Here is a 25,024-nt window from a genome sequence, read left to right on the forward strand (position 1 = left end):
GGACAAGCCATTCAAGAGCAAGGGTGGGGGGCCAGCGACGGGGGGCGCTTATTCCATCGAACCGCACGTGGCGGAGCAGGTGTTCACGGATATGGCGAGAGAGTCGCAGGTGCCGGTGCATTTTCATGCGCGCCTCGCGGCGGTGAAGAAGGAGGGGGCGCGCATCACGGAATTGACCACCGAGGACGGCACGATCTTCCGGGCGGCGATATTCATCGATGCCACCTACGAGGGCGATCTCATGGCGAAGGCCGGGGTGGGTTATACGCTGACACGCGAAGGCAACGCGAAGTACGGCGAGACTTACAATGGCATTCACTACGCGTCGAATTTTGCGCCGCGGACGGATCATGCAAAACCGCGCGCGAATGGAAGAACGCCCAGCGGCCAAGGGGTGTGGGATCGCGATCTGCCGCTCGATCCGTATGTGGTGAAGGGCGACTCCAAGAGCGGATTGCTGCCGCTCTTGAATGCCGGCGAGCCGGGGAGCCCTGGCGAACCGGCCCCCGGCGTGCAGGCATATTGCTTCCGTCTTTGCCTGACGACGGCGACGGACCGGATGCCGATTGCGCCACCGCCGGATTATGACCCGAGACGTTACGAATTGGTCGCCCGCTTCATCGAGGGCTGCGTGGCCATGGGCGATGATATGGATCTGCGGTGGTTCTCGAAATACGACGCATTGCCGAACAACAAGTGGGATTTCAACACGGCAACTTTCGGGGGCAATCTGCCGGGAGCGAGCTGGGAATGGCCCGAAGCGTCGTACTCCCAACGCGAGCAGATCGCGAAGGAACACGAAAACTATCACCGCGGCCTCCTGCATTTCCTCGCGACCGATCCGCGGGTACCGGCGAAAGTGCGCGATGATATGCGGCGCTTTGGTCTGCCGCACGACGAATTTGCGGACAATGGCGGCTGGCCTCACCAAATCTACATCCGCGAGGCGCGCCGCATGGTGAGCGATCTCGTGATGACCGAGCATCACACGTTTGGAAAGCAGGTCGCGCCGAATTCCGTCGGACTCGGTTCCTACGGCACCGATACGCATGAAATCCGCCGCATCGTGAAAGACGGTATGGTGACCCGCGAGGGGAAGACGGTTGGCGGTCGGGGTGATGCACCGCCTTATCCCATCGGCTACGGTGCGATCGTGCCGCGCGCGAGTGAATGCGAAAACCTCTTCGTGACGTTCGCACTTTCGGCGAGCCACACGGCCTTCAGTAGTATCCGTATGGAGCCGGTGTTGATGGTGACGAGCCAGTCGGCGGCGACGGCGGCGTGTTTGGCGATCGATGACCACACTTCCGTCCAGCAGGTTGACTACGTGAAGCTGCACGCGCAATTGGAGAGGGAAGGGCAGATTCTCGAATGGAAAGTTTCCCCATGACGAAAACGATCCTTTCATTTTCGCTTCTCTTGACGATTACGCTCGTCCTGTCCGCTGCTGGGCCGGCGGGCAACGATGAGCAAGCGGCGCTGCGCGCAAAACAGGCGGCGGCGGTCGCGTTGTCGCCGCTGGCGGAAACGCCGGCGCCTGGGCATGCGCGAGTGGAGGAGCGGGAGCCTGTGCAACTCGCCCATGATGCGGTGCCGCAAGAAGTGGCCGGGAAAACTTACGATTTGGTCGTGATCGGCGGCACGGGCAGCGGGGTGATGTGCGCGGTACGGGCGGCGCGGGAAGGATGCTCCGTTCTGCTCGTGCAGCACAACCGGCATATCGGCGGGATGATGACCAACGGCCTGATGCAGTGGGATGCGCTTTACGGCGGCGCGCGCGCACCGCTCTTTACTGAACTGCTGCGCAATACCGAAAAGCACTACATCGATACGTTCGGGAAGGATTCCAAGGACCATCAGATCATCCGCTGCACGCACGAGCATTATCCGGTGAGTTGGGCGGAGCCACATGTCGTCGAGCGGGAGTTTAACCGGTTGGTCGCCGGGGAAAAGAACGTCACGCTGCTGCTCTCGCACTACGCCAGTGCCGTGGAACGCGACGGCGCGTTGTTGCGGAGTGTGACGCTGCGGGAATACGGCGGAGACCGCATGATCAAGGTAGAGGCGGCGGCTTTTGCCGACGCTACGTATGAGGGCGATTTGCTGGCCTTGGCCAAAGTGCCCTATCGTGTCGGCCGTGAAGGGCGGGAGGAATATGACGAGCCGCACGCGGGTAAGGTATTTGTCAATATCGACAGTGCGCCGGCGCCACAGGCCGCGGTCGAAGGACGGCTCAACATTCGGCCATACATTTCGCGGCAGGGAAGCATCGACCCGACGAGCCCGTTCACTGCCGATGGCGCGGTTCAGGCCTACAACTACCGCTTTTGTGTCACCAAGGATCCGGCCAATCGGGTGATGCTGGAGGCGCCGCCGGCGGGCTACAATCGCGAGGAGTTTGTTCATTTTCCACGCAAGAGCATCGCCACCAACGCCGGGCCGAACGGCAAATCGCACATGAACAGCCCGATCCTTCCGGGCGAAAATCATGCGTATCCCGAAGCGACCTGGCCGGAGCGTGAGAAAATCACCCAGCGGCATCTCGACTTCGCGCTGGGCTTGATCTGGTTTTTGCAAAACGACGAGTCTGTCTCGGATGGTGCAAGGGCGAAATTCCGGGAATGGGGGCTGCCCAAGGACGAGTTTCCCGATCACGACCACATTCCGTACGAGATGTATGTGCGCGAAGCGCGGCGTCTCGTGGGCCGGCATGTCTTTACCGAGCACGACAATTCGCTCGCGCCCGGCTGCGGGCGCACGCCGGTTTTCACGGACAGCGTCGCGATCACCGATTGGTACATGGATTCGCACGCCTGCACGAATGATTCGCGGCCGGGCTTTCACTACGACGGCAAGTTGATCCTCACCGAGGAATCGCGCCCGGCGCAGATTCCGTATCGCTCCATGCTGCCGCAGGGCGTGGACAATCTGCTCGTCCCCGTGTGTCTCAGTGCGACTCATGTGGCGTGGGGTGCGGTGCGACTCGAACCGGTGTGGATGTCGACCGGCGAGGCCGCTGGAATGGCCGTCGCTCTCGCCAAACGCGACCACACCTCGCCGGGCCAGCTTGACGCCGACAAGCTCGTGCGCGCGCTGGTGGACCAACGGCAGCTCGTTACCTTTTACAATGACGTGAAGGGGGATCGCAACGACGCCTGGATTCCAGCGGCGCAGTATTTCGGAACGAAAGGCTTCTTCCCCAGTTACGATGCGCAGATGGATCGCAAACTGACTCGCGAAGTGGCGAAGCAATGGATCCTGGCCCTCGCGGACATGCAAGCCGGCAAGCTCGATCCCGTCGCCATGGCGGCCAGGCTCGCCGACATTGACCAAAAGGATGGTCCGGCGGTGACGATCGCCTGGCTCGAGGGCCAGCTTTCTGACGCCCGGATTCCGGCCTTGACCATCGCGCGCATGATGAGACCCCTGCAAGAAATACCGCTGAGGCGCGGCGACGTCTGCCAGGCCTTTTATAACGCTCTCAATCCATGAACTCCACACACCTGACCCATTCCGACCTGCTGCAACTCAAGCGTTGGAACACGCCCACCATTTACAATGGTTGGGAGCAAATCACGAAACACGACGCCAGTGCCGCGGGTTTCAATCTCGAGGAAACCCGCGACTTCATGCCACAAATGGGCCCCATGGTGGGCTACGCCATCACGGTCGTTTTCGAGCCAAGCAAGGCGGAGCATCCGCAAAAGAACCCGCGCGCCTGGAGCGAATATCGTGAATATGTGGCGAGCGTGCAGGGGCCGAAGATCGTGGTCGTGCAGGATCTGGACAAGCCGCAGGTCATCGGCGCTTTTTGGGGCGAGGTGAATAGCAACATCCATCGCGCGCTTGGCTGTGTGGGCACGATTGTCGATGGAGCGATTCGTGATTTGGACGAAATGACCAACGCGGGCTTCAAGGCGCTGGCGCGGCGCATGTGTGTGGGTCACGCGTTCTCCTGCCCGGTGCGGTGGAATTGTGAGGTCGAGGTTTTCGGGCGCAAGGTGCAGCCGGGGCAGCTTATTCATGCCGACAAGCATGGCTTTCTGGTCATTCCCATGGAAGATGAGGCACGTCTCCTCGAGGCGGCCCGTTTTATGGATGCCAATGAATGTGAGACGCTGATCCCGGCCGCGCGTGACACGGCTGGCAAGGCGACGGGCGACGTGCTCGCGGCGATCAATGAAGCGGGACGTAAGTTCGGCGAAAACGCGCGGGGAAAATTCGGACGGAAAGGGGAATGGTGAATTCATGGCGTGGCGCATTTACGCATCGATCGTCGCGATCTGTTTCATGATGGACGTGCCTTCTTCCGCGCAGACCCAGGCGTTGCCGCAAATGGACTGGGAGCAACTGCCGCCGATTCCCGATCGCGAGGGTTTTGCCAGTCCCTTCGCGGGTGTGACCGGCGGCGCACTGCTCGTGGCCGGTGGCGCGAATATCCCGGGCGATAAGTGGGCTGAACCGTTTGTGAAGAAATGGTACGACTCCATTTTTATCCTCGAGCGTCCCAATGCAAAATGGCGGGTGGGTGGCAAACTGCCGCGCCCGCTGGGTTACGGGGTATCCATCAGCGCAGACGACGGTGTGATTTGCCTTGGAGGCAGTGATGCGACGCGCCACTACGCGGATGCCTTCGTGCTCCACCTGAAGAATGGAGAGCTGAAGCGCAAAGCGTTGCCGAGCTTGCCGATGCCTTGCGCCAATGCGTGTGGCGCATTGGCGGGTCGCATGATCTATGTTGCCGGGGGCATTGAGACAGCCCTGGCGACGACGGCGCTGCACAGCTTTTGGGCGCTGGATCTCGATGCCCCGGAACTATTGTGGCATGAACTCGATCCGTGGCCAGGCCCTGAGCGGATGCTCCCGGTCGCGGGTGTGCTTGACGGTTCGTTCTATTTGTTCAGCGGCGTAAAGCTAACGGCAGGCGACGATGGCAAACCCGTGCGCGAATTTCTGCGCGACGCGTATCGCTTCACCCCGGGGCAGGGCTGGAAGCGCCTGGCCGATCTCCCGCGCGCCGCTGCAGCCGCACCTACGCCTGCCGCGGCCAGTGGCACCCGATTGCTGGTCGTGACCGGGGACGATGGGTTGAACGTCACATTTCAGCCGGTGGAAAAGCATCCGGGCTTTCCGCGCAATGCCTTGAGCTACGACACGGTGGCGGATGCGTGGACGGTGCTCGACAGCGTGCCCATTTCCCGTGCAACTGTGCCGGCGGTGCTGTGGCAAGACCGCATGGTGATCCCCAATGGCGAAGTGCGCCCGCGGGTTCGCACGCCTGAGGTCTGGTCGCTGCGGCTCCGCTAATCGCATGTCTTCCTCCACCCGCAAAGCCTGGCTCGTCGTCGGCCTTCTCTGGCCCGTCGCTCTTCTCAATTACCTCGATCGCCAGATGCTCGCGACGATGGGACTTTCGATCCAGAAGGACATCGCGGAACTGCAGAGTGCCGCTGTCTATGGGCAGCTCATGGGAGCGTTCCTATGGGTGTATGCTTTCGCCAGTCCGCTCGGTGGCTTTGTCGCAGATCGCGTGAATCGCAAATGGCTGATCGTCGCCAGCCTCGGGGTATGGTCGGGCGTCACGCTGGTCATGGGCACGGCGCACGATTTCACTACGCTCATCTGGCTGCGCCGCGCCATGGGCATCAGCGAGGCTTTTTATATCCCGGCGGGTCTGTCGCTTATCGCGGACTATCATCGCGGGACGACGCGTTCCCTGGCGATTGGGATTCACATGAGCGGTATCTATATGGGCCAGGCGCTGGGTGGTGTCGGTGGCTGGATCGCGCAGAGCATCTCGTGGCGCACGGCTTTTGCGAGTTGCGGCTGGGTGGGAGTGGCTTACAGCGTCGCGCTGGTAGTTTTGCTGGAGGACAAGCCGGAGCGTGGACCGGTCACGACATCCCCTGAACCACGTTCCGATCCCGGTGGCGTGCCGGTATTGTGGGTCGGATACGCGCTACTGGTCGTCTGCTTTGCTTTGCCCAGCCTATCGGGATGGGCGGTGAAAAACTGGCTGCCGACGCTGTTGCAAGACCGCTTTTTCCTCGACCAGAAGAGCTCGGGGTTGTGGGCCACCGTGACGAATGCCAGCGCGGCCTTTTGCGGCGTGTTGATCGGCGGACGCCTGTCGGATTTCCTGTTTACGCGCCACACCCATGGCCGCACTTGGGTGAGCGCGTCTGGCCTGGCACTCACCGCATTGGCAATCGCGGGTGTGGGATTGGCGCCAGGCTTTTCAATGGTTATCACCTGCGCCGCGCTCTACGGCTTCGGATTCGGCATGTTCGATGCGAATAGCATGCCGATTCTCTGCCAGGTGGCTCCGCCGCGTTTCCGGGCGACCGGCTATGGTTTGATGAATTTGTGCGGCACGGCCGCCGGCGCCTTGGTGACTCCATTTCTAGGCAGGCTCAAAGACGGCGGCACGCCGCTCGCGCTCGGCTTCGCCTATTGCGCCATCCCAGCGCTCGTGGCCGCGGTTGTCATGTTCCGGCTGCGCCCGAGCGATCGCGACCGCGGCGCTGCCTGAAATTTAATATGCAGAAATCCATCACTCCGCTCACCGGCTTGATCGCCGCGCCCTACACTCCCTTTCACGCCCATGGCAGCCTGAATCTGCCGGTCATCGAAAAGCAGGCCGTGTCGCTCGTGGCCAACGGCGTCACCGGCGCTTTTGTCTGTGGCACGACGGGCGAAGGGGTTTCACTGACCGTCGCGGAGCGCATGCAAGTGGCGGAACGCTGGCAGCAGGTTGCCGGTCCGCAATTGCGCGTGGTCGTGCATGTCGGACATACCTGCCTGGCTGACGCACGGTCGCTGGCGGCGCATGCGGAGAAGATCGGCGCGCGGGGTATCGGCTGTCTTTCGCCGTTCTTTTTCAAGCCGGGCAGTGTGGACGATCTCGTGGGCTTTTGCGCCGAAGTCGCCGCCGCGGCTCCCGCGTTGCCATTTTACTACTATCAAATTCCCTCGATGACCGGGGTGAGCCTCTCGGCGGCCGATTTCCTACGCTCCGCGGCGGCACGCATCCCGAATCTCGCCGGGGTGAAATTTACTTTTGAAAATCTCATGGATTTTGCGGAGTGCCTGCGCCTGGAGGGCGGGCGCTACGATATTGTTTTTGGGCGCGACGAGATTCTCGTGGCGGGTCTGGCCTTGGGCGCTCGCGGAGCGATCGGCAGTACCTACAATTTCCTGGCGCCGATCTTTCATGAAGTGATCGCCGCTTTTGAAAAAGGGGATTTGGCCCTGGCGCAGGAAAAGCAGGCCGCGGCCAACGTGATCATCCAGATTTTCATTCGCTATGGGGGCCTGCCCGCCGGCAAGGCGATCATGAAAATGATTGGCCTTGATTGTGGACCCACGCGTCTCCCGCTGCGGACGCTCAGCGAAAAGCAGGAAGCGCAATTGCGTGCGGAACTGGAGGCGGCTGGGTTCTTCCAGCTCTGTTCGCGAGCCTAAAGCCTCCCCGCCCGCATTTGCGTGATGGGCGGAACTCGGCGGAATGGTTACATTCCGCGCGTGAAGTTTCCCCAAGCACCCTCCATTTTGAGCGCACTCGTGGGCGTGATGTTGCCGGGGTTGCTCCGCGCCGCCGATACTCCACGCGAAGATCCAGCCGCCTGGTGGTCTGTGCAGCCGGTCATCCGACCCGCGGTGCCGTCGGAAGGCGCCTCTGCGCAACCCGGCGACCCAATCGATGCCTTCGTCGCGGTGAAGCTGCGGGAGAAGGGACTCGCGTTTTCGGCGGAGGCGGATCGCCGGACACTCATCCGCCGCTTGAGCTTCGATTTGCTGGGACTTCCGCCGTCGCCGGAAGAAGTGAAGACCTTTGTCGAGGACCAGCGTATGGATGCGTATGAGCGGCTCGTCGACCGACTGTTGGCCTCGCCGCATTACGGCGAGCGCTGGGCGCAACACTGGCTGGACATTGCGCATTATGCGGACACGCACGGTTTCGAACGCGACCAGCGACGCGACAATGCCTGGCGGTATCGCGACTACGTCATCGACTCGTTGAATGCCGACAAGCCGTACGACCAATTCCTGCGTGAGCAGGTCGCCGGTGATGTGCTCGCATCGGACAAGCCGGCTGCGGTGATTGCGACTGGCTTTCTGGCGGCGGGGCCGTGGGATTTCGTCGGACAGGTCGAGACCAAGAGCGACATGCTCCGGCGCGCGGCGCGCGCGGGCGACCTCGATGACATGGTCACGCAGGTAATCACGGCGACGGTGGGAATGACGATCAATTGCGCGCGCTGCCACGACCACAAACTCGATCCGATTTCACAGCGCGAATATTATGGGCTGTGGTCGGTTTTCGCCGGTGTTCGCCGCGGCGAGCGCGAGGTCAATGCCGGGGAAAGCCAGGCGCACGCGGCGCAATTGGCGGTGTGGAATCGGGAGCGTGCGGAAGTGGATCGCGAGATCGGTCGTTTGGCGGGGAATCCGTTGGATCTGGCGGATATCGTGGGCGGCGGCAATGGATACGGTACGGGCAAGGCCGGTGAGGGAATCGATCCCCGATCGGGGCATCCACAGGGAAAGAAGCTGGGTTATCTGGAGAACGCCGTGGCCAACCAATTTGTGCGCGGGTCGTCATCGTTCGTGGATGGTGTCTTGATTCCTAATGGCAGCGCCGATGGCCATGTGGCGGTGCCGATCAGTTCGACTGGGCTGGAGGTAACCGATGTCCCGTCGACCTCTGCGAAGGCGTGGGACGCGATTCGCAACGGGCCTGTGAATGCGCAGGCTTCGACGAAACTGGGTGATGTGGATTTTGCGACGAACGGGCACACCTTGCTCGGTCTGCACGCCAACGCGGGCATCACCTTCGACCTTGAGGCGATTCGGAAAGAGTCCGGGCGGGGAAAGATGCGCTTTCGTGCGACCGTTGGTTACGGCGGGCACAATGAGGCGGGACGCGCTGACTTTCACGTCTACGTCGATGGCGTGCTGCGCGAACGCCGTCTGGGCCTGAACGATCGCGCGGCCGGCGTGCCGGTGGATGTGGACTTGCCGGTGACCGCGCATTTCCTCACGCTGATGAGCACGGACGGTGGCAATGGCATCGGAAATGACCAGATCTTCTTTGGCGATCCGAAATTGGCCCCGGAGGAACCTCCGCATCTGGCGGAGGAGAATCGGGGGGAATTGGATCGACTCAAGGCACGTCGGACTGAGCTCGATCAGCAGATCAAGTCGTTGCCGTCTCCAGCGAAGGTGTATGCCATTCGCAGCGAGACTCCGGAGGTGGTGCATGTGCTCAAACGAGGCAATCCGGAGACACCAGAGGATGCCGTGGTGCCGGGCGCGATCAAATGGGCGACCTTGCCCATGAGCTTTGGTGGCCAGGAAATGCCGGACGGCGAGCGCCGTGTAGCGCTGGCCAATTGGATCACGGACCCGCGCAATCCACTGACGCGCCGGGTGATCGTGAATCGGCTGTGGCACTATCATTTCGGACAGGGGATCGTCAGCACCCCGAGCGACTTTGGGCATGGCGGTGACCGCCCATCGCATCCCGAGTTGCTGGATTGGCTGGCGGATGAGTTGTTGGCGCGCAATTGGTCGTTGAAGGCTATGCAGCGTCTCATCGTGACCAGCCGCACCTATCGGCAATCGTCGCAATTCGATGCCCGAGCCGCGGCGCTCGATGCGCAAAACCGTTTGCTCTGGAGGGCCAACCCGCAACGCTTGGACGCCGAATCCCTGCACGACACGGTGCTGGCCGTCAGCGGGACACTCAACGAGTCGATGGGCGGCCCGGGGTTCCGCGATTTCGATTACACCGAGGCGTATGCGCCGATTTACCGCTACATCACGGCCGATCGGCCGGAGCTCTGTCGCCGAAGCATCTATCGTTTTGTCGTGCGCACGACGCCACAGCAATTCCTGACGACGCTCGATTGCCCGAATCCCGCAAATCTTACGCCCGTACGAGTGAACACCACGACCGCGCTGCAAGCACTCGCGTTGCTGAATAACGAATTCATGTTGAAGCAGGCTGGACACTTTGCCGAGCGCGTGAAACGGGAGGCAGGGCCGGATCCGTCGGCGCGAGCCCGTCGCGCATTCGAACTGGCGTTCCTTCGCCCGGCGACGGATACCGAGTCGGTATCCGCGGAAAAGTTCTGTGCCGGTCACGGGCTCGCGGCGCTGTGCCGTCTCCTGCTCAATGCCAATGAATTTGTCTATCTGGACTAAGCCATGAATCCCTCTCGTTGCAGCGGACACCAGCGTTTCGTGAATCGGCGCGATTTCCTGTGGCAACTGGGCGGCGGCCTGGGCGGGGTCGCTTTGACGGCGATGATGGCCAAAGCGGGCGAAGGCGCGAAGAACCCGCTCGCGCCCAAGCCACCCCTATTCGCGCCGAAGGCCAAAGCGGTGATCCAGATCTTCTGCCCGGGCGGGCTCAGCCATATCGACTCCTGGGATTACAAACCGGAGCTGGCGCGCCGCAACGGCCAACCCTTCGATGCCGACGGCAAGCTGCAATTCTTCGCGTCCAAGCCCGGCTCATGCCAGGGCAGCTACTGGCCATTCCGCCAGCACGGCCAATGTGGCCGGTGGATGAGCGATCTCTTCCCGCAGCTCGCGACGTGCGTGGACGATATCGGGTTCATCCACTCCATGCAGAGCAAGAGCGCGCTGCACGGGCCGGCGATGTTCATGGCGAATACCGGTTTCATTCTGCCGGGCTTTCCCTCGATGGGCGCGTGGGTTACCTACGGGCTCGGCAGCGAGAGTGACAATCTCCCGTCATTCGTGGTGCTGCCCGACCCGCGTGGTCTTCCGCCCGGCGGCGTCATCAATTGGGGCGCGGGATTTCTGCCCGCAGTTTACCAGGGTACGCCGTTGAATACCGATGCCGGTACTGCTCCGATCGCCGACCTCTTTCCGCCAAAATCCTTCGCGGACTCACTGGCCTCCGGCGAGAAGGAAGGCCGCGACTTCCTCCGTGAACTGAATACCCGGCACGCTGCGGAGCACGTGGGAAACAGTGAGCTGGAGGCGCGCATTTCGGCCTATGAGCTGGCGGCCCGGCTGCAACTGAGCGCGCCGGAAGTGACTGGCCTGCGTGGCGAGAGCGACACGATGCAGGATCTCTACCGGCTCGCGCACGAAGACCTGGGTCCCTTTGGGCGCCAATGTCTGCTGGCCCGGCGGCTCGTCGAGCGTGGCGTGCGTTTCGTGCAGATTTATTGCGGCGCGGAAAACACCACCGCGAAGAAGATCCGTCCCAATTGGGATTCGCACGAAGACCTCGTGCGCGACCACGGTTACTGGGGCCCGATCCTGGATAACGGCGCCGCGGCATTGCTCAAGGATTTGCGCCAGCGCGGCTTGCTTGATTCGACGCTGGTCATCTGCACCACGGAATTCGGCCGTCAACCGGCCGCGCAAGGCAAAGGGGGCCGTGACCATAATCCGGGCGCATTCACCGCGTGGATGGCGGGTGGGGGAATCAAGGGCGGCGTGGCTTACGGCGCGACCGACGAGCTTGGTTTCAAGGCCGCGCAGCACCCGGCCTATTGCTACGATCTGCACGCGACCGCCCTGCAACTCCTCGGCCTCGACCACGAGAAGTTGAGCTTTTATCATAACGGCATTCAACGCCGGTTGACCGACGTGCACGGCGAGGTCATCGACGAGTTGCTTGCCTGAAACGCGAACAGCGAGTCTGCTCGTCGCCATGTTCTCCCGCTGCTGGCCGCTACTCTATGCGCTGGGCGCATCGTGGCTCGCCACGTCACCAGCGGCGGCCCAGGAACAGCGCTGGCTCGAGCCCGTGGCGCGGGCGCTGAGCCCCAGCTACCGCCAGATCCTGGAGCGGGAGCAGACGCTGCAATCCGAGTTGGCGAAACTGCCCCAGCCGCCCGTGTCGCAGCAGAGCGAGCGCATCGGCTGGCATAGCCAATTCTCCCGCACCGCCAACGCAACCAAGTGGCTGCAATTGGACCTCCATCGTGCGGCGACGTTCGATGCGGTGGTCCTGGTGCCCGTCGACGTAGCATACGGCGCACATCCGGGACCGGGTTTCGGCTTTCCGTTGCGTTTTCGGGTGGAGGCCTCGGATGACGCGGCGTTTTCCGAGCCGCGGCTGCTGGTGGCCTACGACGATGCGGATTTTCCGAATCCCGGGAATGCACCGGTCTTTCTGTCCACGCCGGGTGCTGCGGCGCGGTTCATCCGCATCACGGCGACGCGGCTTTGGCCGCGGGATGATCTCGCCCTCTTTGCCCTCGGCGAAGTCTTTGTGCTACGCGCTGGGCTGAATGTCGGGGTGGGCGCAGCGGTGACGGCGAGCGATGCTTATAACAACGCGCCGACCTGGGAGCCGGCCAACGCGACCGATGGCCAGAGCATGCTCGGGGCGGCCGTGGAGATTGCGCCGGCGCCGGGGAATGGCTGGCACGCCCGCACGGAACGGTCGGCCGACACGGTGAAATGGGTGCAGGTGGACCTGGGATCGGAAGTGCCGCTCGATGAGGTGCGGCTCTATCCGGCGCGGCCCAAAGATTTCCCCGCGCGACGCGGTTTTGGTTTTCCTCCGCGCTTTCGGGTTGAAGCTTCCAACGATGTCAGTTTTGCGCAGTCGGTAATGCTCTTCGACCAGACACAAACGGATTACGTCAACCCGGCGGAGAACCCCGTTGTTGTTCCAGTCAAGGATGTCCGCGCCCGGTTCATTCGCGTGACCGCGACGAAACTCTGGGAGCGAACGAACGACTTCATCTTCGCGCTCGCCGAGTTGGGGGCCTTCTCCGGCGGAAAAGACGTGGCTTTGGGAACAACCGTTACCTCCTCCGATAGCATCGAAGCGCCAAGTTGGGCGCGTCGCTTTCTCGTCGATGGCTTCAATAGTCAGGGACGCATTTTGGAAGTGGAGACGTGGCTGCGTGGTTTGTCCCGCCGCCGGGAGATCGAGCATGAACTCCAGGAACTCGAGGCGGAGCGAGTGCATCAGATGGCGGATCTAACGGCTTTGGCGTCGCGCTACCTTCTCGTTTCGCTATTCGTGCTGGTGGCGGTGCTCGGCTGGTGGTTGCAACGCCGGGTGCGGGCCAGGCGACTGGAGGTGGAAGCGCTTCGCCAGCGTATCGCCGGAGATCTCCACGACGAAATCGGCAGTAATTTGGGCAGCATCGCCCTGCTCAGCCAGATGGCGCTCCGCCAGCCGGGCGATGCGCACGCCGACCTCGCGGAGATCAATCGTGTTGCCCGGGAGACGGCGGCTTCGATGCGCGACATCGTCTGGCTCATCAAGCCCGGAGCCTCTGGCGCGGAAGATTTCGTCATGAAGCTGCGCGAAACCGCTGCGGTCATGCTCGCGGGACTGGAATGGCAATTCGATGGCGGCACTCTCACCAAGCCTATTTCGCTCGAATGGAAGCGGGAGATACTGCTCATCTTCAAGGAGGCGTTACACAATATCCGGCGCCATGCAGACGCAAAACAAGTGACCATTCGGCTGGCGGACACCGGCGGTGAATTTGTGATGCAAATCTCGGATGACGGAACGGCCTTCGATGTCCTCGTCGCGACCGCAGGCCATGGCTTGAGCAGTCAGCGACAGCGTGCGCAGACCATTGGTGGGGAATTGCAGATCGACTCGGCGTCTGGATCCGGCACGACCGTCACCTTGCGGGTGAAATTGGATTCATCGTCGCCGGTGGGCCATTCTTGATTTTTACCATGCCTGCCGAATCCATCACCATCTGGCTGATCGAGGACAATGCGACGTTCCGGCGGGCCATCATGCGCGCCCTGGACCAGGAAGATGGCTTCCATTGCCTCGGCGGATTCGCCTCGTGTGAAGACGCCTTGGCGGCTCTGTCACACCGCCCTCCGCCGCAGGCGGTGCTGCTCGATGTCGGTCTTCCAGGGATGAGCGGTCTGGAGGGGATTGCACTCCTCCGCAAACAGGCCCCGCAGGCCGCCGTCATCGTCCTCACGGTCTTTGAGGATGAAGACAAAATCTTCCGCGCCATTTGTGCCGGGGCTGCCGGCTACTTGTTGAAGACCGCACCGGTGGAGGAAATCGCCCGGGCCATTCGCGATGCCCTCGCGGGCGGTGCGCCGATGAATGGGCGCATTGCGCGGCGGGTTCTCGATATGTTTGCGCGCTTTGCGCCCACCCGCGGCGACTACGGACTTACTCCGCGTGAAACGCAGATTCTGGAATCGATGGTGAAGGGAAAGACGAAGAAGGAAATCGCCGCCATCCTCGATCTCAGTTTCCACACGGTGGATACGCACTTGCGCAACATCTACCAGAAACTGGAAGTCAATACGCGCACCGGTGCGGTGGCCAAGGCGTTGAAGGAAAAGCTAGTCTAGGTGCCACTGTTTAAAAAGCTCGCACCTTAAATCGGCTTAAGAGGGCTTAAGGCACCTTAAATCGGCTGCTTTTTCTTCGCCGGGCGCCGGGACTGAATCCCGGGCAAATGGCCGGCGGGACGTGGGCGATCTGGCCGTGGCCCGGGGAATGGGATCGTCGGAGTTCATGCGGGGAAGTGTGCCATGACTCGGCGGAAAATGTGCATTGCTCCATTGGTTCCATTGGCTCCATCGCGGAAAATCGTCCGTTATGCCATCCCGCGCATGCGTGATGGTGTGTAATCGGCGGCGCAATTAGCTTTCGGCCATGTTTCTCCCGATTCCTGCACGCTGCTGGAGTGTCGCCTTGCTGTTCGCGGGGTGCGTCACGTTGCCGGCACTGGGTGGGGAGAAACTCGATCTCTCCCGGTTGCCGCCGGCTGCGACGCGTCCCGTGGATTTTGCGAAGGACATTCAGCCGATCATGGAAGCGCGCTGCCTCAAGTGTCATGGGCCGGAGAAGCAGAAAGGTGGCTGGCGGGTCGACTTGAAGGAGGCTGCCATGACCGGAGGCGACGACCACGCTCCGAATATCATCCCTGGTAAAAGTGCGGAGAGCCCGTTGATTCACTTTGTCGGCGGGCTCGATCCCGACATGAAGATGCCGGCCAAGGGCGATCCGTTGAGCGCTGAGCAGGTCGGCCTGCTGCGGGCGTGGATCGACCAAGGGGCAATCTGGCCCGAAAGCTTGAGCAAGGCCAAACGCGACCCGTTGGATTGGTGGTCGCTGAAACCGGTGGTCCGGCCGACGATTCGCGACGAGGGCAATCCCATCGATACCTTTGTCCGCGCCAAACTGGCGGAAAAGAATCTCTCCCCATCGCCCGAGGCGGACGCGCGCACCCTCTGCCGCCGGCTTTATTTCGACATCATCGGCTTGCCTCCGACACCCGAGGAACTCGACGCCTTTGCCGCCGATACGACACCGCAAGCGTACGAGAAGCTCGTGGAAAAGTTGCTGGCCTCTCCCCGCTACGGCGAGCACTGGGCGCGGCATTGGCTCGACGTGGTGCATTACGGGGACACGCACGGCTACGATAAAGACAAGCCGCGTCCGAACGCGTGGCCGTATCGCGACTACGTCATTCGCGCCTTCAATGACGATAAACCGTATGGGCGCTTCATCGAGGAGCAGATCGCGGGGGACGTGCTCTTTCCGAAGACGCGTGACGGGATCGAAGCGCTCGGATTCATCGCCGCGGGACCTTGGGATCTGATCGGCCACAGCGAGGTGCCGGAGACGAAGACCGACGGCAAGATTGCGCGCCATCTGGACCGGGACGACATGGTGGCGAATACGATCGGCACGTTTTGCAGTGCCACCGTGCATTGTGCGCAGTGCCACAATCATAAATTCGACCCGATCACGCAGGAGGATTACTATTCCCTCCAGGCGGTCTTCGCGGCGCTGGATCGGACGGACCGCAAATACTATCGCGACGATGCGCTCAACGCGCGCTTTCAGGAGTTGGAAAGCCGGCGGCGCAATGTGGAGCGCGCGCTGTCCGAACTGGAGAAGCCGCTGAAGGCGAAGGTGGGCGAGCCATTTGCCGCGCTCACGCGCAAGATCGATGGCGCCTCGAAAGCGGCGGCGGAAAAGCTGGGCAACGCGAGTCCGGATTTCGGTTACCACAGCGCAATAGCAAAGGCTCAAGACAACGTGAAATGGGTGCAAGTCGACCTCGGCAAGCACGTGGATATCGACCACGTCACGCTGCTGCCTTGCTACGACGATTTCAACGCGATTGGCGCCGGGTTTGGCTTTCCGGTGCGGTTCAAAGTCGAGACGTGCGACGATCCGGAATTCAAGACGGGCGTGGGCTTGCTTTGGCGCCGTCATGACCAGACGTTCATGACGGATTTTAAGAATCCCGGGTTGCAATCGTTCACGACGGGCGGTGCCAAGGACGATGGCATCGCCGGCCGCTACGTGCGGGTCACGGCGACGAAGCTCGCGCCGCGCAAGAACGATTTCATCTTCGCGCTCGCGGAGTTGCAGGTCTTCGACCCCGCGGGGATCAACGTCGCGCAGGGCAAGGCCGTGTCCGCGCTCGATTCCATCGAGGCTCCGCCCCGCTGGCGCAAGTCGAATCTAACCGATGGCATCGCGCCGGTGGCGCAATCGCCCGACGAGAAAGAGAAGCTGGTGCAAGAGAGGGAAGCCTTGCTCCTGAGGTTTGCCGATGAGGCAACGAAGGCGACGCGTGCAGCCCTGCTGGATGAGCAAACGAAGGTGATGGCCGAACTGAAGAAGCTGCCTCCGCCGAGCAAAGTTTACGCGGGTGGTATCCAGGACGGTACGGGGAACTTCCGGGGCACCGGCCCCGATGGCGGCAAGCCTCGCCCGATCTTTGTCCTCGCGCGCGGCCAGGTGACCCAACCGGGCAAGGAAGCGATGGCGGGCGCGCTGAGCATGCTGAAGTTTGAACCCGCGCGCTTCTCCGTCGAATCCACGGCACCGGAAGGGGAACGTCGGGTTGCGCTGGCGCATTGGATCTCCGACGAGCGGAATCCGCTCACCTGGCGGAGCATTGTCAACCGTGTCTGGCAATATCACTTTGGCTACGGCCTCGTGGGAACGCCCAATGACTTCGGCCGCAACGGTGCCTTACCCTCCCATCCCGAATTGCTCGACTGGCTGGCGGCAGAATTTCGCGACAGCGGCGGATCGCTCAAGCAGTTGCATCGGCTGATCGTGACCAGCGCCACCTACCGCCAGGCCTCCACGCCGAATGCAGCCGCCGAGAAGATCGATGCGGACAATGCGCTCCTGTGGCACCAGAATCGACGCAAGCTCGAAGCCGAAGCCGTGCGCGATTCGGTGCTCGCGGTGAGCGGTAAACTGGATCTCACGATGGGAGGGCCGGGCTGGCAGGACTTCGTGGTCGAGCACCCGGAGCACTCGCCCCACTACGAATACGGCCTGGCCGATCCCGATGACGCCAGGACGCAGCGGCGCGCAATCTACCGCTTCATCGTGCGGTCGCAGACCCAGCCGTGGATGACTTCCCTCGACTGCGCCGATCCTTCCATCCGCGTGGACCGGCGCAACGAAAGCCTCTCCGCGTTGCAGGCACTCGCGCTGTTGAACAATGGCTTCATGGTGATGCAAGCGAAGCATTTTGCGGAACGCGTGCAGGGCGAATCGCCAGACCTCAGCGGCCAGGTCGAACGCGCGTATCGATTGGCGCTTGGCCATGCGCCGAATGGCGCGGATCGCGAGCGATCGGTCGCTTTCGCCAAGGCCAACGGGCTGCCTAATTTCTGCCGCGTGTTGCTGAACCTCAACGAATTCATCTTCGTCGATTGATATTATGAAGAACGACTCCCCATTTCATGGCCCTCGTCCTCCCGGCGCGATTAGCCGCCGCGAATTCCTCTGGCGCTCCGGTGGTGGCCTCGGCGGCCTGGCGCTCGCCTCAATGCTCGGAACCGGGCGGGCGCAGGCCTCGGACGGCATGCTCGCCGGTCACCTGCATTTTCCGGCGAAAGCAAAACGCGTGGTCCAATTCTTCATGGCCGGCGCGGCGAGTCACATCGACCTTTTTGATTTCAAGCCGGAGTTGATAAAGCGCGATGGGCAGCCGAGCGATTTTGGTGAAAGCGTCGAGGCCTTCCAAAATGGGCTCGGGCCGTGGCTCAAGCCGGTCTGGGATTTTGCACCCTACGGCCAGTGCGGGAAGATGCTGAGCGAAGTGGTGGCGCCGTTGGGCGCCGTCGCCGACGACCTCGCGTTCATTCACAATGTGGTCGGCAAATCCGGCGTCCATAGTGCCGCGACGCTTCTGCAAGCGACGGGATTTCAGCTCCCGGGTTTCCCCGGCGCGGGTTGCTGGGTGAGTTACGGCCTGGGTTCGCTCAATGACAATCTGCCGACCTTTGTCGTGCTTCCGGATCATCGTGGCTTTGGGTCGAACGGCGTGAAAAACTGGGACTCGGCGTTCCTTCCCTCGCAACACAGCGGGACCATCATTTACCCCGGCGCGCCGACCCCGATCGCCGACCTGTTTCCGCACAAGTCCGGCAGCTACATCACCCAGGACGCGGAGCGCGCGGCCCAGCAACTCATGGCCGATCTCAATCGCGAACACGCGGCGACGCGCGAGGGCGACCAGCGGTTGGAAGCACGCATTCGCAGCTACGAGCTGGCGGCTAAAATGCAACTCGCCGCTCCCGAGGCGCTCGATCTCAAGGCCGAGCCGGAACACGTGCAGAAGCTTTACGGACTGGATCGCGGACCGCAAACGTGGTCGAAAGACATCAACGCGGAGGAGGAGACATTTTACTTTTCGCAGAAGTGTCTGGCCGCGCGGCGGCTGCTCGAGCGCGGAGTGCGTTTCGTGCAGGTCTGGAGCGGCAACGACAACGGCTTTCCGCGCCGCAATTGGGATTCGCACGAGGACGTGCGGCGCGATCACGGCCCACTGGCGCACGGGATGGCGCGGGGCTGCGCGGCCTTCATCCAGGATCTCAAGCAGCGCGGGATGCTCGAAGACACGATCATCTTGTGGACGACGGAGTTCGGGCGGATGCCGTCATCGCAAGGCGGTAAAGGCCGCGACCATAATCCGTATGTCTTCACCAACTGGCTGTGCGGCGGCGGCATCAAGGGCGGCACGACCTGCGGCGAGAGCGACCAGTGGGGCTACAAGCCGCTCGACCGCAAGAACCCGACCGAGGTCTACGACATCCACGCCACCATCCTCCGCCAGCTCGGCATCGACCACACCAAGCTAACCTACCGGCACAATGGCATCGACCGCCGGCTGACCGACGTGCACGGGCAAGTCATCGAAGAATTGATTGCCTGAGCGCAGCGATCACTTCTTGCGCCCCTTGGGTGGCGCAAAAAGAGGGCGGATCGCCTCCACGGCGGTTTGGCCCGCCTGGTGAATGTGGAGGCGCATCGCTTCGGAGGCCTTCAGCGGGTTGCGACGGAGCAAGGCGGCGACGATCAATTGATGTTCCTTGAGCGCACCCTCCTGCGCGCGGTCGCGGTTGCCCACTGTTTCGCGGACGATTTGGACGAAGGCGCCATAACGCGCAATCTCGCGGGCGAGCCGGCGATTCGGGCAGTGTGTGGCGATCAAGCCGTGCAACTGGCGGTCTGCATCCCAAGCCCGTTGCGACCACGCCGGCGACCGCGGTGAGGCGCTGAGCAAGTCCGTCAATTCACCCTGCAATCGCTGCAACTCCTCCATGGGGAGGTCGGTGCAGGCCAGGCGGGTGGCTTCCGATTCCAGGAGTGCGCGGATTTCGTAGATCTCCTCGATCTCGCGCGGGCCGAAGGAGGCGACGAGCGCCCCGCAGTTGGGGCGCAGTTCCACCAACCCCACGGCGGCGAGCTCCTGCAAGGCCTCGCGAATCGGCGTGCGGCTCACGCGGAAGAGGGCGGCGAGGTTTTCCTCGCGCAAGCGGTCGCCCGCTTTCCAGGTGCCGCCGAAGATGCTCAAGAGCATGCGCCGGACGAGATCCGGTTTGAAGATGGGCTCGCCGCTCGCGGCGGGTGCGGTTTGGAAGATCAAAAAGATGTAGTGAAGGTCACCGGGTGACGTTGGGATTTTTTCAGTTGCGGCGCTAATATAGAGCGCTCGAAATGGTTTGTATACAAAAGACGGATTGCATACAATCCTGAACTCCCTCATGAAATCTGCCTTCCTTAGCTTCCTGTCGCTCTCTGTGACCGTGGGTCTTCGCGCGGCGGAAATCGACGTGACGAAGCTGCCTCCTCCCGCCACACGCCCGGTGGATTTCGTGCAGGACATCCAGCCGCTTTTGGCCAAGCACTGCCTCAAGTGTCATGGGCCGGAGAAGCAAAAGAGCGGTTACCGCGTGGATGTGCGGGACAGCGCGCTCAAGGGCGGCGACGATCACGCGCCCAATATCGTTCCTGGCAAAAGCGCGGCGAGCCCGTTGATCCATTTTGTCGCCGGGTTGGACGAGGACATGTTGATGCCCCAGAAAGGCGACCGGTTGACTGCCGAGCAGATCGGCCTGCTGCGCGGCTGGATCGATCAAGGTGCGAACTGGCCGGTGGAGGCGCAGCCCTCCGATCCGAGGAAGAGCCACTGGGCTTTCCAACCGCTCAAGCGTCCCGCTCCGCCCCAGATCACGGAGGCCAGGGCGGAGGTCCGCAATCCCATCGACGCCTTCGTGCTGGCGAAGTTGAAGGAAAAGAATCTCAACCTCTCGCCGGAAGCAGATCGACGGACGCTGATCCGCCGGCTGAGTTTCGATCTCCTGGGGTTGCCGCCGACGCCGGAAGAGATCGAGGCGTTTGTCTCCGATGCGGACCCCAAGGCCTACGAAAAGCTCGTCGACCGGCTGCTGGCCTCGCCGCACTATGGGGAGCGCTGGGCGCGCCATTGGCTGGACGTGGTCCGTTTCGCCGAGAGCAACGGCTTTGAGACCAATCGCCCGCGACCGAATGCGTGGCCCTATCGCGACTATGTCATCCGCGCATTCAACGAAGACGTGCCGTTCGATCGATTTGTGCGGGAGCAATTGGCCGGTGACGCCTTGGGAGTCGATGAGGCGACCGGCTTCATCGTGGGCGGCTCGTACGACACGGTGAAAAGTCCCGATCCAGTGCTCACGGCCCAGCAGCGGGCGGATGAATTGCACGACATGGTGAGCACCACCGGCAGCACGTTTCTCGGTCTCACGCTGGGTTGCGCACGCTGTCACAATCATAAGTTCGACCCGATCTCGCAGGTGGACTATTACGCGGTGACGGCGGTCTTTCAGGGAGTCATGCACCGCGAGCGGCCCATGCGGCCGCCCGACATGGCGGAACGCCTGAAACAGGCGGAGGCCGTCCGCGCGGAGTTGGCACCGGTCGACGCGAAATTGGGGAAGTTTCGTCCGTTGGCCCGGCAAAAGCGCGTCGTGTTGCTGGATGACAATGCCGCGCCTTCCGGCCCGCCCGCGCAACCGGGCGTGACGCAGATCGAGCAGCCGAAGAACGGCCAGCCGATCGCGTATTCGCCGGGCAAGGAGAAAGGGCAGGCCGAAGACCCGGGCGATATTACGCGGGTGCCAAATCTGGGCGAAAGCTATCGCTATTGGCTGGCGCAGGCCGGCCAGCGGGAAGACTTCTTTTCGTGGGACCCGAAGGTCTCGGGACGCTATCGCATCTGGCTTTCGTGGGGCGCCTACAAGACGCACACTCGCGATGCGCGTTTCGTGCTCGATCGCGACGGCGACCTTCGCACGACGGAGGACCAGGTGGAAATCGCCAAGGTCGACCAGAGCAAATTTGCCGATGGCGCGCCGGCCGTGCCTGACCAGCGGCGCTGGAGCGGCCTTTATGATGCGGGAGTTTTTGATCTGAAGCCCGAGAGCCGGGTGGTGCTGCGTTCCGGCGACGTCACGGGACCGATCGTAGCGGATGCCGTGCTCTTCGAAGAGGTGGACCCGAATACGGCGGCGGACAGCCGGCCGGTGGCGCCGCATGTCCGCGTGCCGGTCACGCATCGGGTGAACGAGGAATTGTTTTCGCCGGTCGAGGCGAAATTCGTGCGTTTCACCATTGCCGCCACGAGTTCCGGCGAGCCGTGCCTTGATGAACTGGAAGTTTTCACCGCGGAGAAGAAGTCGCGCAACGTCGCGCTGGCCGCGGCGGGAACGAAGGCGACGGCTTCGGGGGTCTTCAACAACGGAGAGAATCTCAAACATCAAATCGCGCACCTCAACGACGGGCGTTACGGGAACGACTACAGTTGGATTTCGAATGAAAAAGGGGTGGGCTGGGTGCAGCTCGAATTTGCGAAGCCCGAGCGCATTCAACGTGTGTCGTGGAGCCGCGACCGGAGCGATGCGAAGAAGATCTACGACGACCGCCAGCCGACGAATTATCGCGTCGAGGTTTCCCTGGACGGCCAGGCGTGGCAGGCCGTGGCTTCGTCGGCCGATCGACTGCCGCCGGAGATGCGCAAGCGCATCGCGGCCATCCCGACCTTGAGCAACGTACCGCCGGAACAGGTGGAGGAGGTGGGCCAACTCGTGGCGCAGCGGAGCAAGCTGGAGGGGCAGATTCGCAGCCTGACGACCTTCCCCCTGGTCTACGCCGGCAAGTTCGAGCAACCGGGTCCGACCTACCGGCTTTATCGCGGCGATCCGATGCAGAAGAAGGAGGAGGTGGTGCCGAGCGGGCTGACGGAGTTTGGCGGGAATCTCTCCCTGGCCGGTGATGCGCCCGAACAGGAGCGCCGGCTGGCGCTGGCCAATTGGATCGTCGATCCGAAGAATCCGTTGGCGGCGCGGGTCTTCGTCAATCGTGTCTGGCACTATCATTTCGGCACGGGGATCGTGGATACGCCGAGCGATTTCGGCCTGAACGGCGGGCGGCCGACGCATCCGGAATTGCTCGACTGGCTGGCGGGCGAATTCGTGGCCCGCGGGTGGAGCGTGAAGGAATTGCAGCGTCTGATCGTCCTTTCCGCGACGTATCGGCAGGGGAGTCAGCCGAACGAGGAGGCGCTGAAAATCGATGCGGGCTCGCGCCTGCTCTGGCGTTTTCCGCCGCACCGGCTCGAGGCCGAGGCGCTGCGCGACACGATCCTCGCCGTGAGCGGTAAGCTCGACCTGCGCATGGGAGGGCCGGGATTCGATCTATTCGAGCCGAACGACAATTACGTAAAGGTGTATGCCTCGCGAAAGGAGTTCGGCCCCGATGAATTCCGCCGCATGGTCTATCAAACGAAACCGCGGGTGCAACTGGATGATGTCTTCGGGGCGTTCGATTGCCCGGACGCCGGCCAGATCGCGCCGCGCCGCACGAGTTCCACCACGCCACTCCAGGCGCTCAATTTGCTGAACAGCCCGTTTGCCATGCAGCAGGCCGGCTTTCTTTGCGAGCGACTGGAAACGGAGGCCGGTGGGGATTTGACGGCGCAGGTGCAGCGGGCTTTCCTGCTCGCTTTCGGGCGCGCGCCTTCGCCGGAGGAATCGGCGGCGGCGGCGAAACTGATCGCCGGGCACGGGCTGAAGGTCTTCTGCCGTGCGCTCTTCAATGCCAACGAGTTCATCAACGTATTTTGAATCATGAATGATCCGCTTCTTTCTCATGCTGGTCGGCACCTGCTGAGCCGCCGCGATTTCATGCGCTGGGGTGGCACCGGGCTCGGTGGCATTGCGCTCGCCGCTTTGCTGGGTGAGCAGCGGTTGCTGGCCGAGGACCATTCGCCGATTCGCCCGATCATCGATCCGAGCCAGCCGTATGCGCCCCGTCCGCCCCACTTTCCGGCGAAGGCGAAGCGCGTGGTGATGCTCTTCTGCTCGGGAGCGATGAGCCACGTGGACACGTTCGACTACAAGCCGGAGCTGGTGAAGCGGCACGACACGCCGATGCCCGGGAGCGACGGGCTCGTGACCTTTCAGGGTCAGCAGGGGAACCTCGTCAAGCCGCTGTGGGAGTTCAAGCCGCGCGGGCAGAGCGGGAAGATGATCAGCGATCTCGTGCCGCATCTCGCGGAGATGGCGGACGAGATGTGCTTCATTCACTCGATGACCGCGAAATCAAACACCCACGGTCCGGCCGAGAACCAGATGAGCACCGGCTTCACGCTCGATGGCTTTCCCGGCATCGGCTCGTGGGCGACCTACGCGCTGGGCAGCGAGTGCCGCGACTTGCCGGCGTTCGTGGCCATTCCCGATCCGCGCGGGGTGCCGCAGATTGGCTCGCGCCATTGGTCGTCGGGCTTTTTGCCGGCAGTGTTTCAAGGCACGGCCTTCAATGCCGACAAGCCGATTCCCAATCTCGAACGTCCGGCGGAAATCAGCGCAGGCGATGACCGGGCGACGCGCGAATTCTTGAAAGTGCTCAACGACCGGCACCTCGCCCAGAATCCGGGAGACAGCAATCTCGCGGCGCGGATTTCCGCCTACGAACTCGCGGCGAAGATGCAGCTTGCCGCGGCCGAAGTGAGCGGGACGGCGGGCGAAAGTGCGACCACCCTCGAGGCCTACGGCATCCACGATGCCAATGCAACGAAGGCGGGCTTCGGAAAGAATTGCCTGCTCGCGCGCCGGTTGCTCGAGCGCGGCGTGCGCTTCGTGCAGTTGTTCAATGGCTCCTACGCGATGGGCGAGGGCGTGGGCAATTGGGACGGGCACAAGAAAATCCAGGACCAGTATGCGATCCACGCGCCGATTCTCGACCAGCCCGCCGCGGCGCTGTTGCGCGACTTGAAGGAGCGCGGATTGCTCGCGGATACGCTGTTCGTTTTCGTCACCGAGTTTGGGCGGATGCCGACCTTCCAGAAGGGAGCGAACGGACGCGATCACAACCCCAAGGGGTTCACCGTGTGGATGGCGGGCGCGGGCGTGAAGCACGGGTTCAGCCACGGCGCGACGGACGATTTCGGCTATCAGGCCGTCGAGCAGGTCGCGACGATCTACGACCTGCACGCCACCATTCTGCGCATCCTCGGATTGGATCACGAACGGCTCACGTTCTACAACAACGGCATCGAGCGCCGGCTCACGGACGTGCACGGGAAGGTCATCGAGCAGGTGCTGGCTTAGAGACGGCGAACCTAAGCGGTTAGTATTAAACCGCCCCAGGCGGTGTTCACGAATGGCACGCTGCGCTGGGGTGTGGGGCGCGTGTCCTCACGCGCCGGGATGGCGCTGCCAT

The 25,024-nt window shown here is 62.5% G+C and carries 15 protein-coding genes; 14 read left to right on the forward strand and 1 reads right to left on the reverse strand.

Going from position 1 to position 25,024, the window contains the following annotated elements; all coding sequences use genetic code 11:
• The 12 genes from ABJF10_RS13260 to ABJF10_RS13315 all read left to right on the forward strand — a co-directional run.
• Positions 1–1,390, forward strand: a 1,390-nt coding sequence (locus ABJF10_RS13260) for an FAD-dependent oxidoreductase (protein ID WP_348545059.1), incomplete at its 5' end; no start/stop codon positions are given.
• Entirely contained in the window at positions 1,387–3,492 is a 2,106-nt protein-coding gene (locus ABJF10_RS13265; protein WP_348545060.1) for an FAD-dependent oxidoreductase, read from the forward strand. The genes ABJF10_RS13260 and ABJF10_RS13265, both read left to right, overlap by 4 nt.
• Positions 3,489–4,244 carry an RraA family protein gene (locus tag ABJF10_RS13270; protein WP_348545061.1) on the forward strand — a complete coding sequence of 252 codons (756 nt, stop codon included), beginning with the start codon at positions 3,489–3,491 and terminating at the stop codon, positions 4,242–4,244. Before ABJF10_RS13265 ends, ABJF10_RS13270 begins: the two co-directional genes overlap by 4 nt.
• A gap of 4 nt (positions 4,245–4,248) precedes the next feature.
• The gene (locus ABJF10_RS13275) at positions 4,249–5,307 is read left to right on the forward strand and encodes a galactose oxidase (protein WP_348545062.1); all 1,059 of its coding nucleotides are present in this window, start codon (positions 4,249–4,251) and stop codon (positions 5,305–5,307) included.
• 4 nt (positions 5,308–5,311) lie between these two features.
• Entirely contained in the window at positions 5,312–6,532 is a 1,221-nt protein-coding gene (locus tag ABJF10_RS13280) for an MFS transporter (protein WP_348545063.1), read from the forward strand.
• Between the two features lie 8 nt (positions 6,533–6,540).
• Positions 6,541–7,464 (forward strand): dihydrodipicolinate synthase family protein, encoded by a 924-nt coding sequence (locus tag ABJF10_RS13285; RefSeq protein WP_348545064.1) that lies wholly within the window; start codon positions 6,541–6,543, stop codon positions 7,462–7,464.
• An 87-nt stretch (positions 7,465–7,551) separates the two neighbouring features.
• Positions 7,552–10,209, forward strand: coding sequence for a DUF1553 domain-containing protein (locus tag ABJF10_RS13290; RefSeq protein ID WP_348545065.1), 2,658 nt, complete (start codon positions 7,552–7,554; stop codon positions 10,207–10,209).
• Between the two features lie 3 nt (positions 10,210–10,212).
• Positions 10,213–11,670, forward strand: coding sequence for a DUF1501 domain-containing protein (locus ABJF10_RS13295; RefSeq protein WP_348545066.1), 1,458 nt, complete (start codon positions 10,213–10,215; stop codon positions 11,668–11,670).
• A gap of 28 nt (positions 11,671–11,698) precedes the next feature.
• The gene (locus ABJF10_RS13300; RefSeq protein WP_348545067.1) at positions 11,699–13,693 is read left to right on the forward strand and encodes a discoidin domain-containing protein; all 1,995 of its coding nucleotides are present in this window, start codon (positions 11,699–11,701) and stop codon (positions 13,691–13,693) included.
• 8 nt (positions 13,694–13,701) lie between these two features.
• Positions 13,702–14,346, forward strand: a complete 645-nt coding sequence (locus ABJF10_RS13305; protein ID WP_348545068.1) for a response regulator transcription factor — start codon at positions 13,702–13,704, stop codon at positions 14,344–14,346.
• Between the two features lie 307 nt (positions 14,347–14,653).
• A complete protein-coding gene (locus tag ABJF10_RS13310; RefSeq protein ID WP_348545069.1) occupies positions 14,654–17,695 on the forward strand; it encodes a DUF1553 domain-containing protein in 3,042 nt (1,013 codons plus the stop codon).
• A gap of 4 nt (positions 17,696–17,699) precedes the next feature.
• The gene (locus ABJF10_RS13315) at positions 17,700–19,196 is read left to right on the forward strand and encodes a DUF1501 domain-containing protein (RefSeq protein ID WP_348545070.1); all 1,497 of its coding nucleotides are present in this window, start codon (positions 17,700–17,702) and stop codon (positions 19,194–19,196) included.
• A 9-nt stretch (positions 19,197–19,205) separates the two neighbouring features.
• Here the strand turns inward: ABJF10_RS13315 and ABJF10_RS13320 are convergent, their stop codons facing one another.
• On the reverse strand, positions 19,206–19,910 hold the full coding sequence (locus ABJF10_RS13320) for a GntR family transcriptional regulator (RefSeq protein WP_348545071.1): 705 nt from the start codon (positions 19,908–19,910) through the stop codon (positions 19,206–19,208).
• Positions 19,911–20,028: 118 nt separating this feature from the next.
• Between ABJF10_RS13320 and ABJF10_RS13325 the strand changes: the two genes are divergently transcribed.
• On the forward strand, positions 20,029–23,427 hold the full coding sequence (locus ABJF10_RS13325) for a DUF1553 domain-containing protein (protein WP_348545072.1): 3,399 nt from the start codon (positions 20,029–20,031) through the stop codon (positions 23,425–23,427).
• A 3-nt stretch (positions 23,428–23,430) separates the two neighbouring features.
• Positions 23,431–24,912, forward strand: a complete 1,482-nt coding sequence (locus ABJF10_RS13330) for a DUF1501 domain-containing protein (protein ID WP_348545073.1) — start codon at positions 23,431–23,433, stop codon at positions 24,910–24,912.
• Positions 24,913–25,024 lie beyond the last annotated feature (112 nt).

Source organism: Chthoniobacter sp. (assembly GCF_040003245.1).
In the GTDB taxonomy this organism is placed as follows: Bacteria; Verrucomicrobiota; Verrucomicrobiia; order Chthoniobacterales; family Chthoniobacteraceae; genus Chthoniobacter.

What these genes read in the sequence shown, in the direction of transcription:
- ABJF10_RS13265 (WP_348545060.1), top strand. Translation starts at nt 1,387, where the DNA reads ATGACGAAAACGATCCTTTCATTTTCGCTTCTCTTGACGATTACGCTC.
- ABJF10_RS13270 (WP_348545061.1), top strand. Translation starts at nt 3,489, where the DNA reads ATGAACTCCACACACCTGACCCATTCCGACCTGCTGCAACTCAAGCGT.
- ABJF10_RS13275 (WP_348545062.1), top strand. Translation starts at nt 4,249, where the DNA reads ATGGCGTGGCGCATTTACGCATCGATCGTCGCGATCTGTTTCATGATG.
- ABJF10_RS13280 (WP_348545063.1), top strand. Translation starts at nt 5,312, where the DNA reads ATGTCTTCCTCCACCCGCAAAGCCTGGCTCGTCGTCGGCCTTCTCTGG.
- ABJF10_RS13285 (WP_348545064.1), top strand. Translation starts at nt 6,541, where the DNA reads ATGCAGAAATCCATCACTCCGCTCACCGGCTTGATCGCCGCGCCCTAC.
- ABJF10_RS13295 (WP_348545066.1), top strand. Translation starts at nt 10,213, where the DNA reads ATGAATCCCTCTCGTTGCAGCGGACACCAGCGTTTCGTGAATCGGCGC.
- ABJF10_RS13300 (WP_348545067.1), top strand. Translation starts at nt 11,699, where the DNA reads ATGTTCTCCCGCTGCTGGCCGCTACTCTATGCGCTGGGCGCATCGTGG.
- ABJF10_RS13305 (WP_348545068.1), top strand. Translation starts at nt 13,702, where the DNA reads ATGCCTGCCGAATCCATCACCATCTGGCTGATCGAGGACAATGCGACG.
- ABJF10_RS13310 (WP_348545069.1), top strand. Translation starts at nt 14,654, where the DNA reads ATGTTTCTCCCGATTCCTGCACGCTGCTGGAGTGTCGCCTTGCTGTTC.
- ABJF10_RS13315 (WP_348545070.1), top strand. Translation starts at nt 17,700, where the DNA reads ATGAAGAACGACTCCCCATTTCATGGCCCTCGTCCTCCCGGCGCGATT.
- ABJF10_RS13325 (WP_348545072.1), top strand. Translation starts at nt 20,029, where the DNA reads ATGAAATCTGCCTTCCTTAGCTTCCTGTCGCTCTCTGTGACCGTGGGT.
- ABJF10_RS13330 (WP_348545073.1), top strand. Translation starts at nt 23,431, where the DNA reads ATGAATGATCCGCTTCTTTCTCATGCTGGTCGGCACCTGCTGAGCCGC.